The sequence below is a fragment of the Paraburkholderia aromaticivorans genome (genome assembly GCF_012689525.1).
Classification (GTDB): Bacteria; Pseudomonadota; Gammaproteobacteria; order Burkholderiales; family Burkholderiaceae; genus Paraburkholderia; species Paraburkholderia aromaticivorans_A.
Genome location: NZ_CP051516.1, coordinates 2,170,278 through 2,186,554, shown reverse-complemented (window position 1 = coordinate 2,186,554; position 16,277 = coordinate 2,170,278). Strand labels below are relative to the sequence as shown.

Sequence of the window (16,277 nt, the reverse complement as noted above, 5' to 3'; positions counted from 1 at the left end):
CTGAACCGGAGGAGACATCGATGGAACTCGAAGCACGCACCATGAAACGTGTAACGGTTCGGCTCGTGCCGTTCCTGATCCTGTGTTATTTCATTGCCTATCTCGACCGCGTCAACGTCGGCTTTGCTGCACTACAGATGAACAAGGCGCTCGGCCTGTCCGCGAGTGCTTTCGGTTTCGGCGCCGGGATTTTCTTCATCGCGTATTTTTTCTTCGAAGTCCCATCTAATCTGCTGCTGGAGAAATTCGGCGCGCGCCGCTGGATCGCGCGGATCATGTTCACGTGGGGCATTCTCGCGGGCGCGATGGCGTATATCCCAGATATTGCGCGCTTCACGGGACTCTCTCCCGCGCACGTGTTTTACGGCCTGCGCATTCTGCTCGGCGTGGCCGAGGCGGGTTTCTTTCCGGGCATCATCTTCCTGCTCACGCTGTGGTTTCCCGCCGCGTATCGCGGTCGCGTGGTCGGCTATTTCATGGCGGCGATTCCGCTGTCCACCGTGATCGGCGGCCCGATTTCCGGCGCCTTGCTGTCGATGAACGGCTTCGGCGGACTGGCCGGCTGGCAGTGGGTCTATCTGATCGAAGCCGCGCCCGCGCTGGTGCTCGCGTTCGTCGTGCTCTCCTACCTCACCGACAAGCCCGCCGACGCCACCTGGCTCGCCGCCGACGAACGCGGCTGGCTGGTCGCGCGCCAGAAGCAGGAGCGCGCGCATCGCGAAGCGGTGCATACGTTCAGCGTAAAAGAGGCGCTCTTCAATCCACGCGTGCTCGCGGTCGCGCTGATCTACTTCGGTGCGAACGCAACCAACTACGGGCTGAGTTTCTTCCTGCCGCAGATCGTCAAATCGTTTGGGCTCACCAATCTGCAGACGGGCTTCGTTACGTCGCTGCCGTATATCGTCGGCGTGATCAGCATGGTGTTCTGGGGACGCCATTCGGACCGCAAGCTCGAACGCAAATGGCACGTGGCGATTGCGCTGCTGGTGGCGGCGGGCGGCATCGCGGCAGCCGCCGGGCTCGACAATCCGGTGCAGAAGATGATCGCGCTGTCGATCGCCGGGTTCGGCATCTTCGGCTGTTTGCCGGTGATCTGGACCTTGCCGGCCTCGTTCCTGTCAGGCGCGGCGGCGGCGGGCGGCATCGCCGCGGTCAACTCGCTCGGCAATCTGGCGGGCTTCTTCGGACCGTATGCGATGGGCTGGATCAAGGACAGCACCGGCGGCTTCGGCGCCGGTTTGCTGTGCCTGTCGGGCGCGGGACTGGTCGGCGTCGCGGCCGTGCTGTTGCTGCATCACGATGCTTCGCTCGAAGCGTCGGCGGGTTTTTCGGATCCGGAGGTGGCGGGGGCGACCAAGGCGGCGGGGTCGTAGCGGCGTTTGTTGCCGCGGCCGAAGCGAATCGCGTCGGGTCGCTGCGGCCATGAGAAAGCGTGGCGTGAGCCCAGCCGCGCCGGTGAAAGTAATGTGTGGCTCAGACGCATGTGTGGAAAGCGCCGCACGAGTTGAGCCGTGCTTATGGAAAGAAACCACACGAGCGCAGTCGCGCCTGCGGAAAACGCCGACCCGGCTCAACCGCGCGCAGCGCGGCTACACCACACCGCTCACGGCGACCCGCGACCACTTGCCGATGTTTCCGGCAACGCGTTAGCCGGACTGCCGGCATCCGGCGGCACCACATCGTCCGGCGTGGGCGTCGGCGCCAGTGCCGGTTCGCCGCCACCGCGCGCTTCACCATCGACCGCCCCGCTCGCCGCCACCGGCGCGGAACCTGGCGCCGGCAACATCGGCGGCTGCGGCAACGCTCGCGGCTCGGCCACCGCAGTCGACGCCGACTGCGCAACCGTCGGTTGTTCCGGCGCGGCAGCCGGCGCGCGACGCGTCGTGCCGCGCGGCACCACCGGCGCCTCCGGCTTGCCCGGCGATCCCGCGAACAGATTCTGGAACCACTCGCGCAACCTGCCCGAGCGCTCGGCGAACCAGCCCGGCTGCTGGTCAGTCGCGAATTTGACGCGGCTGTCGACCAGCCTCGAACGCTGCGCGCGCTGGAAGAAATCGCCGACGATCGGCAGCGCGCTGTGCGCCCCCTGCCCCCAATAGTCGCTGCGCAAGGTCACGCGGCTGTCGTTGAAGCCGACCCACGCGCCCGCCACGAGTTGCGGATGGATCAGGATGAACCAGCCATCCGCGTTACCCTGCGTCGTGCCCGTCTTGCCCGCGACGTCGCCGCGCACGCCGAAACGGCTGCGAATGCTCGAACCCGTGCCACGGTTCACCACGTCGCGCATGACGTCGATGAGCACGCGGTCGGTGTCGGCAGGCAGTTCCTGTTTGGCCGGCACCGGCGCGAACTCCGCCAGCACCTCGCCTTTGCGGTTCTCGATGCGCGTCACCATCACCGGTTCCACGTAGCCGCCAAGGTTGGCGATCGTGCCGTAGGCCGAGACCATTTCCTTCAGCGTGACGGGGCTCGTGCCGAGCGCGAGCGACGGCACCGGGTCGAGTTCACTATCGCGCACGCCCATTGCGCGAGCCAATCTCGCGACCTTGTTCGGTCCGACCGTCTCCATCAGTTGCGCGGTAATCCGGTTGCGCGAATACGCGAGCCCGTCGCGCAGGCTGATCTTGCGCTCGCTCGGCTCGTCCTCGTCGCTCGGACGCCAGACTTCGCCGCCTGCCAGCGGAATTTCCACCGGCTTGTCGACGAAGGTGTCGGCGGGCTTGGCGCCCGACTCGAAGGCCGCCGCGTAGACGAAGGGCTTGAAGGTCGAGCCCGGCTGGCGCCGCGCCTGCTGGACGTGGTCGAACGGGTCCTGGCTGAAATCGCGGCTGCCCACCCACGCGCGGATCTGGCCGTTGCGCGGGTCCATCGCGAGAAAGTCCGCCTGTACGCGCGTTTTGGACTCGCACACTGACTTCACGAGGTCGCGGTCGGACAAGACGCGTTTAAGCGCGTCGTCATCGGTCAGGCCGGTGTCTTTGGCGGCGCGGTAGTCGGGCGTTTCGCGCAGGAAGGTCTGCAGCAGATCCTTACCGTTCGAGCAGCCCGCACGGGTGCCCCACGCCGCGTTCGCGATGCCCTGCAACTGGTTGCCCTGCAAGGTCACGGCCTGAGTGGCCATGGTCTGCAGACGCGAGTCGATGGTGGTGCGCACCACCAGCCCGTCGGCGTACATGTTGTAGTCGTTCCGATCCGCCCACGACGCCAGCCACTTGCGCAATTGCTGCGCAAAATGCGGCGCGGGTCCCGGCGGCTCGGTCTGGCGCTCGAAATCGATCCGCAGCGACCGGCGGCTGAGCGTCGCGTAGGCGGCCGGCGTCAGTTTTCCGTACTTGACCATCTGGCCGAGCACCGTATTGCGCCGCTGCAGCGCGCGCTCGGGGTTCAGCACCGGGTTGTAGTAGCTGTTGCCCTTGAGCATGCCAGTGAGCGTCGCGCTTTCCAGCACGTTCAGGTCGGAGGCCGACTTGTCGAAATAGGTGCGCGCCGCCATCTCGATGCCGTAGGCGTTATAGAGAAACGGCACCGTGTTCAGGTAGGTCTCGAGAATCTCGTCCTTGCTATAGAGCGCTTCGATCTTGAAGGCCGTGATCGCTTCCTTCAGCTTGCGCGTGAGCGTCGGCGCGCGGCCGATCTCGTCGGGATAGAGATTGCGGGCGAGCTGCTGCGTGATGGTCGAACCGCCCTGCCGGTCGCCGGAAAACGTATGCAGCGCGGCCGAGGCCGTGCGCCGCCAGTCGAGCCCCCAATGCTGGTAGAAGCGGTGGTCTTCGGTGGCGATCAGCGCATTCACCACGTTCGGCGAGATGTCCTTGAGCTTGACCCACTCGCGGTTGGACGGCTTGAATTCGGCGAGCAGTTTGCCGTCCGCCGACAGGATCTGCGCCGGCTGCTCGATCTTGGCCTTGCGGATGTCGCCGATGCTCGGTGTGAACGGAATCAGGATCAGCACGTACAGCACCAACAGCAGCGGAAGCGCCGCGCAAGCCTTCAGCACGCCACGGCGCGTAGGATGGCGCAAATGCCACAGGGCCTGGGCGACGAGCGGGTTGGCGAGAGTCAGCCCTTTATCGAGGGCCGCCAGAAATGAGGGGATGAGGCGCTTCACACTAGCTTGTCGTCGGACGGGAAAGGCGCAATCCTACCAAGTTGCGCGGCAGCGGCCGATTTTCTGCCCGCAGCGCGTGGCCAGAGCGCCGTCGGCAGCCAAACCGCCGCGGCGCGCCCGCGACAATCGCGGCCCACTATAATGTCGCCAATTCCGACAAGAGGTGCTTCATGATCATCAAACCGCGCGTGCGTGGCTTTATCTGCGTTACCACCCATCCGACCGGCTGCGAAGCCAACGTCCGCGAACAGATCGACTACGTCAAGGCACGCGGTCCCATCGCCAACGGCCCGAAGAAGGTGCTCGTGATCGGCGCATCCACGGGCTACGGGCTCGCGGCCCGCATCAGCGCGGCGTTTGGCTCGGACGCCGCCACGCTCGGCGTGTTCTTCGAGCGCGCCGGCAGCGAAACCAAGGCGGGCACGGCCGGCTGGTACAACACCGCCGCCTTCGAGAAATTCGCCACGGAAAAAGGCCTGTACGCGACCAGCATCAACGGCGACGCTTTCTCCGACGCCGTCAAGCAAAGCACCATCGAGGTCATCAAGCGCGATCTGGGTCAGGTCGATCTGGTGGTCTACAGCCTCGCCGCGCCCAAGCGCACGCATCCGAAGAGCGGCGAAGTGTTCAGCTCGACGCTCAAGCCGGTCGGCAAGGCCGTGAATCTGCGCGGCATCGACACGGACAAGGAAGTCATCAAGGAAACCGTCCTCGAACCCGCCACCCAGCAAGAAATCGACGACACCGTCGCGGTGATGGGCGGCGAAGACTGGCAGATGTGGATCGACGCCCTGCTCGAAGCCGGCGTGCTCGCGGACGGCGCGAAGACCACCGCGTTCACCTATCTCGGCGAGAAGATCACCCACGACATCTACTGGAACGGCTCGATCGGCGCGGCCAAGAAGGACCTCGACCAGAAAGTGCTGGGCATTCGCGAGAAGCTCGCGGCCAAGGGCGGCGACGCGCGCGTCTCGGTGCTCAAGGCGGTCGTCACGCAGGCCAGCTCTGCGATCCCGATGATGCCGCTGTATTTGTCGCTGCTCTTCAAGGTCATGAAGGAGAAAGGCACGCACGAGGGCTGCATCGAACAGGTCTACGGCCTGTATAAGGACAGCCTGTACGGCACGGCGCCGCACATCGACGAAGAAGGCCGTCTGCGCGCCGACTACAAGGAACTCGATCCCGAGGTGCAGAACCGCGTGCAGGAACTGTGGACGCAGGTGACCAACGACAATATCTACGAACTCACCGACTTCAGCGGCTACAAGACGGATTTCCTGCGTCTGTTCGGCTTCGAGATCGCGGGCGTGGATTACGAAGCGGACGTCAATCCGGACGTGCAGATTCCGAAGCTCGTGCAGGTTTGATGAAGCGCGGGGCCTTGGGTGGCCCCGCCTGCCTCACGCACGCTATACCGGTTCGTTGCCGTCCACCTTTCTCGACTGCGCCACGTAGCCGTCCACCGCGCGCATCACACGCACTTCCAGCGCGGCGGCGTCACGCTCGTCGCGCTCGCCCGCCTGATCGACCATACCGCGCACGATCGCCAGCAGATCGCGCGCGACGCGATCCACATCGTCCAGTTCGGGCACCTGCGTCTTCTCCGTCAGCGCGCTGACCAGCGCCGCATGAATCGTGTCGGCGATGCGCTGATTGCGCTCGTCGACCGGCAAGCGGCGCTCCTCCATATCGATGATGCGCGCCAGCACCGGCCTGCGCATCTGATGCGCGACGGACGCGCGGACCATCGCCTGCACGCTGTCACGCGAGTTCTCCAGTAACGCCGCCGCTTCGACGTCCGCCACCAGTTGCGCGGTTTCGCGCTCGATCAACGCCACGGTCAACGCGTCGCGATTCGGAAAGTATTGATAGAGCGAGCCGATGCTGACGCCGGCCCGCTCCGCGACCGCGTTGGTCGTGTAGCCGTCGAGCCCGCGTGTCTCCAGAATGCGAGCCGCCGCTTCGAGGACGGCCTCGACAGTTTGCGCCGAACGCCGTTGAAGCGGCGCTTTACGGGGCTTCAGACGCTGCGTGGAAGCGGATTTGGCCATGTCCGGAATGCGAGTTTCAAATGTGAGTGTTCGCTCGTATTCTATTCCTGTTTTCGCGAAAACCGCATCGGCCTCAAAGCGCCCAAACATTCAACAGGAACCGAACCTCATGACTTCATCTGCGAAAGAATCCGTACTGACCGTCTTCATGCTGGTCAAAACGCGGCCGGAATGGCTCGCCATGCCTGCCGACGAACGCTCCCGCCAACTGGCCGAACACGTCGAGCCGATCCTGAAGCATCACGCCGACGAGATCAGACTGAGCTACTACGACATCGAGTTTTATTCGGCGCGCGTCACCGATATCTGGCTGTGGCATGCAACGAGCCATCATGCGTATGAACTCGTGGTCGAAGCCTTGCGCGAGACGCCTTTCTGGGACCGCTACTTCGATATCGTGGAGATTCTGCCGGGCGTGGAGAACGGCTACGCGAAAAACCACGACCGCGACGCGCTGACGGCGGCTTGAGCCGCGCGGACCGCGCCGGTTACGCGGTCGCGATCGACCTCAGCAGGGAAACGCGGCCTGAAGCGAACGGAGAATCGCGAGGCCGATCGGAAAATCGTCCGACAGGCCCGGGTGGTTGGTGAAGAACGTGTCGAGCAGCGGATAGACGTTCTGATTGCCGATGGCGAGATTTTGCGGCGGACAGAATAGCGGCGGCTTCTTCTTCGACACCAGTTCGCCGTTCGCCCAGCCGAACGCGTTGATCGTGCCGGTAATGTACGCGGCGTAGATCGAGTTGTTATCGGCATGCGCCCATTGTTTGTACTGCGCGGCCGTCATCTCGGCGCTCGCATTCAGAGTGAAACACGCGGCCAGCAACGCCAGCGCAACTTTCGATATCCGCATCGTGGAACCTTCAATCGGTGTCGCAAAAGTGGCCATTGTAGGCGAGTCGGGACGTGCCGCGCAGCAGCGCGTGCATGGGCGGGAAACCGTAAGCATCGCGTACGGATTGTTGTAAGCCGCGCGGGTGTTTGCGCAAGCGTTACGGCGTACCGTTGCGGCAATACGTCCGGTAGCCTTCGCGCGTGGCGAGACGCGCCATATACGCCGCGACCGCGGGTAAATCGCCGTGCTGCAACGGCGTGTCCAGCCAGCGGTTGATGGACAGCGCGAGCGGAATGTCCGCGAGCGAAAACGCGTCTCCCGCGATGAACGCGCCGGTTTTCCGCAACTGGCCCTCGATCATGGCCATATGCCTCGCCCAGTTCGCGCACGACAGATCGATCTGCCGCGGATCCTGGTGCGCCGGAGAATGCCGGACCAGCGCCAGAAAGGCGTAGCTCCAGGACCGATTCAATTCGCTCGCCTGCCAGTCGATCCATTGATCGCAGCGGGCACGCTCGCGTGGATCGACGGGATACAACCACTCGCCGTGATAGCGGCCGGCCAGGTAGCGGATGATCGAATTCGACTCCCACAATACGAACTCCCCGTCCTTGATGACGGGGACCATCGCATTGGGATTCAGCGCGAGAAATTCCGGCACGCCGGTCGCGCGGAATCCGGAGCCCCAGTCTTCCTGTTCGAATGGAAGCGCGAGCTCCGCACACGTCCACAGGACTTTGCGGACGTTGATGGACGAGGTCTTGCCGAGTATCTGTAGCATGGGTTCAAAGCCTATCGACGGCTCGATGGAACGGACAGACACATCTTGCCTCATGCGCACCGGGCCAGCCCCACTCAGTGCGACGCGACGAAGATCGTGCCCGGCGCAGGCGGCGGCACGGCGAAGGATTTGCGCATCCGCTCGGCCTCTTCGACCGGACTGCGGCCGAACAGGCGCTTGAATTCGCGGCTGAATTGCGAGGCGCTTTCATAGCCCACCTGCACGCACGCGAGCGCCGCCGTCACGTCGTTTCTCACCATCAGCAGGCGCGCCTGATGAAGCCGTGTCGACTTCAGATATTGCATCGGCGACGTGCGCGTCACGGCCTTGAAGTGCGAGTGGAAGCTGGGCACGCTCATGTTCGCTTCCAGCGCGAGTTGCTCGATGTCGAGCGGTTCGCGATAGCACGCGTGAATCTTGCGGATCACCTTGGCGATCCGGGCGAACTGGCCTTGCGCGGTCAGCGCGGCGCGCATCGATCCGCCCTGCTCGCCGGTCAGCACGTGGAAGTAGATTTCGCGCACCAGCGCTGGGCCTAGCAGTTCGGCTTCCAACGGCACGTTCATCGCTTCCAGAAAGCGCAACACGGAAGCGCTCAGCTTCGCGTCGAGCGGCGTCGACATCATGCCGCGCGGTTCGGCCGGCACGCCCGCGTCCCGCTCGTCGAGTTGCAGCATCAGATCGGCGGCCAGCTTGAAGTCGAGGCGGAAATAGATGGCGAGCAAGGGCTCCGCCTCGCTTGCCTCGGTTTCCATCGAGAACGGCACCGGCACCGAGACGGCCAGGTAGTGCTGCGCGTCGTACACATAGACCGTCTCGCCGAGAAAGCCCCGCTTGCGCCCCTGGCAGACGATCACCACACCCGGGTCGTACAGCACCGGTGAGCGGCTGAGCGGCCGGTTCGACCGCAGAAAGCGCACGTCGGGGAGCGCGGTGAGGTTGTAGCCTTCCAGCGGCGCGAGATTTTCGAGCAAGGCCACCATGCGTTGCCGCGCGCTCGGATCCTGACGCTTGTGCTTCACTGCGGGCCCTGTCGACATGGTTAAGCAGATTGCACTGTGCCACCACCACGTCGGAAAATCCATCCGTTCATAGGATTAGGCAATCAACGCAGACGACCCGGCATTCGCGCCCGGCCCTGCCGCTCCTACCATTCAGTCTTAGGCTGTTTCCGTCGATGCCACGCGTTTTCACCCGAAGACGCCATGTGATGACGGACAAAACCAAGGAGTGGATCACCATGAGCAAAACGTTTCTGATCACCGGCGTCAGTTCCGGTTTTGGCCGCGCCTTCGCGCAGGCGGCGCTCGATGCGGGCCATGCCGTCGTCGGCACGGTGCGCAATGAAGCGGCGCGCGATGCGTTCACGGCGCTGGCGGCCGAACGGGCCCACGCCGTCGTGCTCGACGTCACGGATTTCGAGACGATCGCGCCCGCCGTCGCTGCCGTTGCTCAAGCGGTCGGCCCGATCGACGTGCTCGTCAACAATGCCGGCTACGGACACGAGGGCACGCTGGAAGAATCGCCGCTCGACGATCTGCGCCGTCAATTCGACGTCAACGTGTACGGCGCGGTGGCGATGATCAAGGCCGTGCTGCCCGCCATGCGCGAACGCCGCTCGGGCCACATCGTCAACATCACGTCGATGGGCGGCTTCATTACGATGCCCGGCATTGCGTACTACTGCGGCAGCAAGTTCGCGCTCGAAGGCATCACCGATACGCTCGCAAAAGAAGTGGCCGGCTTTGGCATCAAGGTCACGGCCGTCGCCCCCGGCTCGTTTCGCACGGATTGGGCTGGCCGCTCGATGGTCCGCGCAAGCCGCAGCGTCGCCGACTATGACGCTCTGTTCGACCCGATCCGCGAGGCACGCGAGGCGAAGAGCGGCAACCAGGCGGGTGATCCGCGGAAAGCGGCGCAGGCGCTGCTGGAAATCGTCGCGGCAAAGAATCCGCCGGTGCATCTGCTGCTCGGCAACGATGCGTTCGACCTGGTGAAGACGAAGCTGGCGGCGCTGAACGAGGAGATCGAACAGTGGGAAACGCTGTCGCGCTCGACTGACTTCGCTTGAAGCAACGCCCCCTCATGCGGCTTCATGGGCGCGCGAGGGGCAAGTGAAAAGCGGCAACTTGGCTAACTCGACCTGTCAGTTGCAGCGTGACCGTCTTCCCGAAACGAAACGACGCCCGACAGAAAGGACATTGAGCGAAGCACTCGCCTGTCCGTCATCGACGCCCGCCGGCATGTCCACCACGACCTGGATAATCAGGATCGCCAATTATTCGCGAAGCCCGGTCACGCTTCGATCGATTGTTCCGCACAGCTCGCCGCCGCGAGAGTGACACCGCGTCGCATAACGACTGCGGCAAAGCCACTCAGGCAGCGCCTGACCGAGCGCCGCGCGCGCGGGTTTTATCCAGTTTCCCAAAAAGCGAAATTCATGGCATGATTTGATCAAATCCCACAATGCAAAAAAATCCAGCATTTCCGAACAGGCGGCTCAGCGCGCTCCGTTGTCGAAAGCGCCTCGCGCCGCTGTCATCCACCGACTGGAGTCAACCTTGCAAAGCGACCTACGCGGCGGCCTGCGCGAATTCATGGAACAGCACCGGATCCATGAAGTGGAGTGCGTGATACCGGACATGACCGGCGTCGCGCGCGGCAAGATCGTGCCGAAGAACCTGTTTCTCGCGGAAGGCAAGATGCATATGTCGAATGCGCTGCTGATGATCACCGTCAACGGCGAATTCGCGAATTTCGAGCGCTTTGTCGGGCCGAGCGACCCCGACATGGTCTGCATTCCCGATCCGAACACCGTGCGGCTAGTGCCGTGGGCGATCGAACAGGTTGCCGTGGTGATCCACGATTGCGTCGGGCTGGACGGCAAGCCGATCGGCATCTCGCCGCGCGCGGTATTGCGCCGCGTGCTGCAGCTTTACGAAGCGCGCGGCTGGCGCCCGGTGGTGGCGCCGGAGATGGAGTTCTACCTGATCGCGCAGAACAAGAATCCACATGAACCGCTGCGCCCGCCGCTCGGCCGCGCGGGGCGCCACGAAGCCGGCCGCCAGTCGTTTTCGATCGACGCGGTCAACGAATTCGATCCGTTCTTCCAGGACCTGTCGCGCTTCTGCGAGATGACGCAGCTCGGCGTCGAGACGCTCGTGCACGAAGTCGGCGCCGGGCAAATGGAGATCAACTTTTCGCACGGCGACGCGCTCGACCTCGCCGACCGCGTGTTCCTGTTCAAGCGCGCGGTGCGCGAAACGGCCTTCCGTCACGGCATTTTCGCCACCTTCATGGCCAAGCCGATGGAGCACGAACCGGGCAGCGCGATGCATATTCATCAAAGCATCGTCGATCGGGAAAGCGGGCAGAACATTTTTTCGTTGCCGGACGGCTCGGCGAGCCCGCTGTTTTTCAACTATATCGGCGGCTTGCAGAAGTACATGCCGCAAGCCATGCCCATGTTCGCGCCGTACGTGAACTCCTACCGGCGCCTGTCGCGCTTCACCGCCGCGCCGATCAACGTGCGCTGGGGTTACGACAACCGCACCTGCGGGATCCGCGTGCCGAACTCCGGGCCGGACGGTAGGCGGCTCGAAAACCGCGTGCCGGGCGTCGACGTCAACCCGTATCTCGCCATGGCGGCCACCCTCGCCTGCGGCTATCTGGGCATGGTGGAGCAGCAGGAAGCGTCGGCGCCGATGATCGAAAGCGCCTACGACCTCGAGTACGAATTGCCGCGCGGTCTCGAAGATGCGCTCAAGGCGCTGTCGAAATGCAGCGAACTCGCCGAGGTGCTCGGCGACAGCTTCGTGCAGGCGTATTGCGCGGTGAAGGAAAAGGAATTCGAGACCTTCTCGCAAGGCATTACCGCGTGGGAACGCGAGCATCTGCAACTACTCGTCTGAACGCGGGACGCGGCCGATAACCTGATTGGAGAGCGTGAAATTGTCATTGAATACCCGTCACGGCATCAACTGGGCGCGCGCGCAAGCGCTTGTCGAGCGCGAACGCCGCGCGTTCGTCGAGGCCATGCCGAAGTCGCGCGCGCTGTCCGAACGCGCGGCGCGCCACCTGCTGTTCGGCGTGCCGCTGCACTGGATGAACGACTGGTCGACACCCTTCTCGCTGTATGTCGACGAAGCGCGCGGCGCTGCGTTCACCGACGTGGACGGTCACCGCTATGCGGACTTCTGCCTCGGCGACACCGGCGCGATGTTCGGCCATTCGCCGGCGCCGGTCGCACGGGCGCTCGCCGCGCAGGCGCAACGCGGCCTGACGACCATGCTGCCGGGCGAAGACGCCGCGTGGGTCGGAGAAGAACTCGCGCGCCGTTTCGGGCTGCCGTACTGGCAGTTCGCGATGACCGCGAGCGACGCCAACCGCTTCGCGCTGCGCTGGGCGCGCGCGGCGACCGGGCGCAAGCAGATCGTGATTTTCAACGGCTGCTATCACGGCACGGTGGACGACGTCTTCGTCGATCTGGTCGACGGCGAGCCGCAACAGCGCGACAGTTTGATCGGCCAGGTGCACGATCTGCTCGGCAGCACACGCGTGATCGAATTCAACGACCTCGCCGCGCTGGAACACGCGCTGAAAGATGGCGACGTGGCGTGCGTGCTCGCCGAACCCGCGATGACCAACATCGGCATGGTATTGCCGGAGGCGCAATATTGGCGCGAGGCGCAGGCGCTGACGCGCCGCTACGGCACGCTGCTCGCCATCGACGAAACACATACGATCAGTTGCGGCCCCGGTGGTTATACGAAGGCGCACGGGCTCGAACCCGATCTGTTCGTTCTCGGCAAACCGGTCGGCGGCGGCTTTCCGTGCGCCGTGTACGGCTTCAGCGCCGAACTCGCCGCGCGTGCGCAACAGGCCAAGCGCAGTGCACCGCCGGGACACTCCGGTATCGGCACGACGCTCACGGCGAACATGCTGGCCATGAGCGCGATCCGCGCCACGCTCGCCGAGGTGATGACCGACGCTGCCTACGAGCATATGTTCGCGCTGGCCGGGCGCATCGAGAGCGGACTGCGGGACGCGATTGCGCGGCACGGCCTCGCATGGTGCGTGACGCGGGTCGGCGCGCGCAACGAATTCCAGTTCATGCCGACGCCGCCGCGCAACGGCAGCGAAGCCGGACGCCAGCTCGATCCGGAACTGGAACTCGTCTTGCACCTTTATTTGCTGAATCGTGGCGTGTTGATCACGCCGTTTCACAACATGATCCTGGTCTGCCCGGACACGTCGGTGCAAGACGTGGACAAGCTGGTTGCCGCGTTCGACGCCTGTCTTGGCGAACTGATCTGAGGTCGCGCCGAAACTTCGGCTTTTTTTGCCCCATTTTCCATGGGGTTTTGCATCGAGCTTTATGAAAACTTCGCGCCATCACACGCTGCAGGACCAGACCTACGACACGCTGCGGCAGTGGCTGACGATCGGACGCTTCGTGCCCGGCGAGCGCATCAAGATCCGCCACGTCGCCGCCGAACTCGGCGTGGGCGAAATGCCGGTGCGCTCCGCCTTGCAGCGCCTCGCAGCCGAATCGGCGCTGGTCAACGTGCCCAATTGCGGCGTGACGGTGCCGCATCTATCGAAGGAACAGTTCGACGATGTGCTGCGCGTGCGTCTGATCCTCGAAGGTCAGGCCGCCGAACTCGGCGTGCCGCATCTCACGGCGCACGACGTCGATACGCTGGAAAAACTGAACGCGCAGATGGCGCAGGCGTTGCGCAGTGCCGACGCCAAAAGCTATCTCGACGCCAACGAGGCATTCCATCTGATTCTGTACCGGGCGGCCGGCTCGCCGCTGCTGCTGGAGCTGATCGAAACCGTGTGGCTGCAGGTTGGGCCGATTTCGAATTTGCTATTCGGCGAGGCGCTATTCGCCGATACGCTCAACGACGCGCACGACGATCTGCTGAATGCCGCGAAAGCGCGCGATGCGGCTGGCGTGCGGCGGGCGATCGAGAATGATTTGAATCATGCGGCGACATGTCTGCGCAAGCAGTGCCTGTGAGCGCATGAAGGGTGATCGAGCGCAATTTGGTAAGGCTGGCGGCGAGGTGGTTGCGGACGCATTGCCCCGAGGCGCTCACTCGGTGGCGCGCGTGCGTGATTGAACGCTAATCCGCCAACCTCTTATCCGCCAAAGCATTCTGACAATCGGCAATGACTTGCCGCACGAGCCTGGCCTGAGGATCGAGTTCATCAGTATCGAGAATCTCCTCGACCGCATCTCTCGCCCAGTCCGCCTCGACAAACTGCGCGTGGCGCCGCGCGATCTCCACTGCGGTAGCAGTCAGCTTGGCGACCGTCAGCCAGTCAGCCTCCCGCGCCCGGCGGTCGAGCCATTTGTGTGCGGCCTGCACGTGGAACGCCGCGTCGGGCCAGTCCTCATTCAGGTAATAAGCGCCAAGACTCCCGCATGTGAGCCAGCACAACAGCTCCAGACGGTCCCGTGGACTCAGATGATGGCGTACATCACTCATGGCGACGCTCGCTGCGGTGGATTGCGTTCCGGTGAGGCCGGCGTGTCGCCGGCCCCCGCTTCGATAGAACAATATCACGCAGAATTCAAGCGCGGCAATTCCTGAGTACCCTGGCGGGGCGGCGCCACAACCGGCGCGGCAGCCCGCTCGCGGACCGCACCACGCCTCGCTCGCGGGTTGGCGCCGCTAGCGGGTAGCGACGATGAACAGGCGCGGAAACGGCAGCAGCACCGTGCCGTCGGCGAGCGCCGGATGAGCCGCGGCGATCGCCTCGCGGTAACGCCCCAGGAAAGCGGCTTGCTCCGCGTCGTCGAGTTCGGCGAGGAACGGCCGCAGCGCGCTGCCCTTGAACCATTCGACCACCGCGTCCGCGCCACCCGCGAGCGGGTGGTGGTAGACGGTGCGCCACACGTCGACCCGCGCACACAGCGGTTCGAGCAACGCGTAATACCAGCCGGCGCCGTAGCGCATGGTGCGCTCGATACCTTTGAGCTTGTGCGCCCACGGGCCGTCGGCAGCAATCTCGCGCAGCAGACGGTGCGCGGGTTCGTCGAGATTGTCCGGCATCTGCACGGCGAGGCTGCCGCCCGGCGCGAGCTTCCCGACGAGCGACGGAAACAGCCGATCGTGGTTGGGCACCCATTGCAACACCGCATTGGCGAGGATCAGGTCGTAGGGTCCCGGCGCGTCCCACGTGGCAATGTCGCTCACGTCGAACTGGAATTGCGGCAGGCGCTGGCGGGCCGCCGCGATCATGTCCGGCGAACTGTCCATGCCGCTGACCGCCGCGCCCGGCACGCGCGCGGCGAGCGTCTCGGTCGAGTTGCCGGGGCCGCAGCCGATGTCCACCGCGGTCTTCACATCCGCCGTCGGCACGGCCGCCAGCAGATCCCTAACCGGACGCGTGCGCTCGTTTTCGAACAACACGTACTGCTTCGCGTGCCAATCCTTGTTCGACGTCATCTGAGACTCCTTGTGTTCGGGGTGGCCGGACCGGTAACGGCCGATCTGAACTGCGCGGCCTCCCAACCGATCCAATCCGCCCATTCTCGGCGGCACGACGCGCGGAGTAAAATGAATTTATCTCTCCGATTCCTCAATTTTTCTAATGAAAATCGACACGCTCGGCGTTCAGGCGTTCGTCGCCATCGCGGATCGCGGCAGCTTCCAGAGCGCCGCCGATTCGTTGCACGTCACGCAAACGGCTATTACGCAGCGTCTGCGCAAGCTCGAAACCTATCTCGGCGTCACGCTGATCGAGCGGACCACGCGCTCCATGGCGCTCACCGAAATCGGGCGCAGTTTTCTGCCGCAAGCGCGCCGATTGCTCGGCGAACTCGCCGATGCGCTGGTCGAAATCCGCGAGACGGGCGTGGCGCGTCGCGGCGATGTGTCCATCGCCTGCGTGCCGACGGTCGGCGTGCAGTATTTGCCACGCATTCTGCAGGCGTATTCGGCGAGTTATCCGCATAACCGCATCAGGATTCTCGATCACGCGTCGTCCGCGGTGGAAGCGGCCGTGCTGCGCCGGGAAGTCGAATTCGGCATCAACATCGCGCGCGAGCATCATCCCGATCTGGCGAGCGTGCCGCTCACGGAGGACCGCTATGTTCTGATCTGCCATCAGGATCATCCACTGGCGAAGCGGCGCCGCATCGCCTGGCAGCAGTTGCAATCGTATCCACTGATCTTTGCCGGCGAGGTGAGCGGCAACCGTGCATTGCTGGACGTCGCGCTGGAGCCGAGCCAACTGGCGCTGCGCTCGTTCTACGAAGTGCAACGCAGTTCGACGGCCGTCGGGTTGGTCGCCCAAGGTGTGGGCGCGGCCGTGGTGCCGGCGCTTGCGTTGCAGAAGGGCGCGTATCCGACGGTGCGCATTGTCGAACTCACGCATCCCGTCGTGTCGCGTACGCTCGTGCTCGTGGCGCGCAAGACCGCGCAGTTGTCACCTGCCGCGCAGGCGCTCTACAACATGATTCTGGAGCAGGCGACGTTCAAAGGGTGA

General features: G+C 64.3%; 15 protein-coding genes. 8 read left to right on the top strand and 7 right to left on the bottom strand.

Annotated features, from left to right (window positions below; all coding sequences use genetic code 11):
• The first annotated feature begins 20 nt into the window (after positions 1-20).
• Positions 21-1,373 (top strand): MFS transporter, encoded by a 1,353-nt coding sequence (locus HF916_RS37885; RefSeq protein ID WP_168793864.1) that lies wholly within the window; start codon positions 21-23, stop codon positions 1,371-1,373.
• Between the two features lie 230 nt (positions 1,374-1,603).
• On the opposite strand, the gene HF916_RS37880 is transcribed toward HF916_RS37885, so the two are convergent.
• Positions 1,604-4,108, bottom strand: coding sequence for a transglycosylase domain-containing protein (locus HF916_RS37880; protein ID WP_168793863.1), 2,505 nt, complete (start codon positions 4,106-4,108; stop codon positions 1,604-1,606).
• Positions 4,109-4,278: 170 nt separating this feature from the next.
• Between HF916_RS37880 and fabV the strand changes: the two genes are divergently transcribed.
• Complete coding sequence (fabV, locus tag HF916_RS37875) at positions 4,279-5,475, top strand: enoyl-ACP reductase FabV (protein WP_168793862.1); 1,197 nt, start codon at positions 4,279-4,281, stop codon at positions 5,473-5,475.
• A gap of 42 nt (positions 5,476-5,517) precedes the next feature.
• Here the strand turns inward: fabV and HF916_RS37870 are convergent, their stop codons facing one another.
• Complete coding sequence (locus tag HF916_RS37870) at positions 5,518-6,159, bottom strand: TetR/AcrR family transcriptional regulator (protein ID WP_168793861.1); 642 nt, start codon at positions 6,157-6,159, stop codon at positions 5,518-5,520.
• A 109-nt stretch (positions 6,160-6,268) separates the two neighbouring features.
• Between HF916_RS37870 and HF916_RS37865 the strand changes: the two genes are divergently transcribed.
• Positions 6,269-6,628 carry a darcynin family protein gene (locus HF916_RS37865; protein WP_168793860.1) on the top strand — a complete coding sequence of 120 codons (360 nt, stop codon included), beginning with the start codon at positions 6,269-6,271 and terminating at the stop codon, positions 6,626-6,628.
• A gap of 39 nt (positions 6,629-6,667) precedes the next feature.
• Here HF916_RS37865 and HF916_RS37860 read toward each other — a convergent pair whose 3' ends face one another.
• The 3 genes from HF916_RS37860 to HF916_RS37850 all read right to left on the bottom strand — a co-directional run bounded on the left by HF916_RS37860 (position 6,668) and on the right by HF916_RS37850 (position 8,815).
• Positions 6,668-7,012 carry a hypothetical protein gene (locus tag HF916_RS37860; protein ID WP_168793859.1) on the bottom strand — a complete coding sequence of 115 codons (345 nt, stop codon included), beginning with the start codon at positions 7,010-7,012 and terminating at the stop codon, positions 6,668-6,670.
• A 139-nt stretch (positions 7,013-7,151) separates the two neighbouring features.
• Entirely contained in the window at positions 7,152-7,775 is a 624-nt protein-coding gene (locus HF916_RS37855; protein ID WP_168793858.1) for a glutathione S-transferase family protein, read from the bottom strand.
• A gap of 74 nt (positions 7,776-7,849) precedes the next feature.
• Positions 7,850-8,815 carry an AraC family transcriptional regulator gene (locus HF916_RS37850; RefSeq protein ID WP_240975830.1) on the bottom strand — a complete coding sequence of 322 codons (966 nt, stop codon included), beginning with the start codon at positions 8,813-8,815 and terminating at the stop codon, positions 7,850-7,852.
• A 200-nt stretch (positions 8,816-9,015) separates the two neighbouring features.
• On the opposite strand from HF916_RS37850, the gene HF916_RS37845 reads away from it, so the two are divergent.
• The 4 genes from HF916_RS37845 to HF916_RS37830 all read left to right on the top strand — a co-directional run bounded on the left by HF916_RS37845 (position 9,016) and on the right by HF916_RS37830 (position 13,800).
• Complete coding sequence (locus HF916_RS37845; RefSeq protein ID WP_168793857.1) at positions 9,016-9,846, top strand: oxidoreductase; 831 nt, start codon at positions 9,016-9,018, stop codon at positions 9,844-9,846.
• A gap of 526 nt (positions 9,847-10,372) precedes the next feature.
• Entirely contained in the window at positions 10,373-11,686 is a 1,314-nt protein-coding gene (locus HF916_RS37840; RefSeq protein ID WP_168795780.1) for a glutamine synthetase family protein, read from the top strand.
• Positions 11,687-11,732: 46 nt separating this feature from the next.
• On the top strand, positions 11,733-13,091 hold the full coding sequence (locus tag HF916_RS37835) for an aspartate aminotransferase family protein (protein WP_168795779.1): 1,359 nt from the start codon (positions 11,733-11,735) through the stop codon (positions 13,089-13,091).
• A gap of 61 nt (positions 13,092-13,152) precedes the next feature.
• Positions 13,153-13,800, top strand: coding sequence for a GntR family transcriptional regulator (locus HF916_RS37830; protein WP_168793856.1), 648 nt, complete (start codon positions 13,153-13,155; stop codon positions 13,798-13,800).
• A gap of 106 nt (positions 13,801-13,906) precedes the next feature.
• Here the strand turns inward: HF916_RS37830 and HF916_RS37825 are convergent, their stop codons facing one another.
• Positions 13,907-14,272 (bottom strand): hypothetical protein, encoded by a 366-nt coding sequence (locus HF916_RS37825; RefSeq protein ID WP_168793855.1) that lies wholly within the window; start codon positions 14,270-14,272, stop codon positions 13,907-13,909.
• A 186-nt stretch (positions 14,273-14,458) separates the two neighbouring features.
• Positions 14,459-15,235 (bottom strand): trans-aconitate 2-methyltransferase, encoded by a 777-nt coding sequence (tam, locus tag HF916_RS37820; RefSeq protein ID WP_168793854.1) that lies wholly within the window; start codon positions 15,233-15,235, stop codon positions 14,459-14,461.
• Between the two features lie 145 nt (positions 15,236-15,380).
• Here tam and HF916_RS37815 point away from each other — a divergent pair, with 145 nt between their 5' ends.
• Positions 15,381-16,277: a LysR family transcriptional regulator gene (locus HF916_RS37815; RefSeq protein WP_168793853.1), complete on the top strand. Its 897-nt coding sequence runs from the start codon at positions 15,381-15,383 to the stop codon at positions 16,275-16,277.

What these genes read in the sequence shown, in the direction of transcription:
- HF916_RS37885 (WP_168793864.1), top strand. Translation starts at nt 21, where the DNA reads ATGGAACTCGAAGCACGCACCATGAAACGTGTAACGGTTCGGCTCGTG.
- fabV (WP_168793862.1), top strand. Translation starts at nt 4,279, where the DNA reads ATGATCATCAAACCGCGCGTGCGTGGCTTTATCTGCGTTACCACCCAT.
- HF916_RS37870 (WP_168793861.1), bottom strand. Translation starts at nt 6,159, where the DNA reads ATGGCCAAATCCGCTTCCACGCAGCGTCTGAAGCCCCGTAAAGCGCCG.
- HF916_RS37865 (WP_168793860.1), top strand. Translation starts at nt 6,269, where the DNA reads ATGACTTCATCTGCGAAAGAATCCGTACTGACCGTCTTCATGCTGGTC.
- HF916_RS37860 (WP_168793859.1), bottom strand. Translation starts at nt 7,012, where the DNA reads ATGCGGATATCGAAAGTTGCGCTGGCGTTGCTGGCCGCGTGTTTCACT.
- HF916_RS37855 (WP_168793858.1), bottom strand. Translation starts at nt 7,775, where the DNA reads ATGCTACAGATACTCGGCAAGACCTCGTCCATCAACGTCCGCAAAGTC.
- HF916_RS37850 (WP_240975830.1), bottom strand. Translation starts at nt 8,815, where the DNA reads ATGTCGACAGGGCCCGCAGTGAAGCACAAGCGTCAGGATCCGAGCGCG.
- HF916_RS37845 (WP_168793857.1), top strand. Translation starts at nt 9,016, where the DNA reads ATGAGCAAAACGTTTCTGATCACCGGCGTCAGTTCCGGTTTTGGCCGC.
- HF916_RS37840 (WP_168795780.1), top strand. Translation starts at nt 10,373, where the DNA reads ATGGAACAGCACCGGATCCATGAAGTGGAGTGCGTGATACCGGACATG.
- HF916_RS37830 (WP_168793856.1), top strand. Translation starts at nt 13,153, where the DNA reads ATGAAAACTTCGCGCCATCACACGCTGCAGGACCAGACCTACGACACG.
- HF916_RS37825 (WP_168793855.1), bottom strand. Translation starts at nt 14,272, where the DNA reads ATGAGTGATGTACGCCATCATCTGAGTCCACGGGACCGTCTGGAGCTG.
- tam (WP_168793854.1), bottom strand. Translation starts at nt 15,235, where the DNA reads ATGACGTCGAACAAGGATTGGCACGCGAAGCAGTACGTGTTGTTCGAA.
- HF916_RS37815 (WP_168793853.1), top strand. Translation starts at nt 15,381, where the DNA reads ATGAAAATCGACACGCTCGGCGTTCAGGCGTTCGTCGCCATCGCGGAT.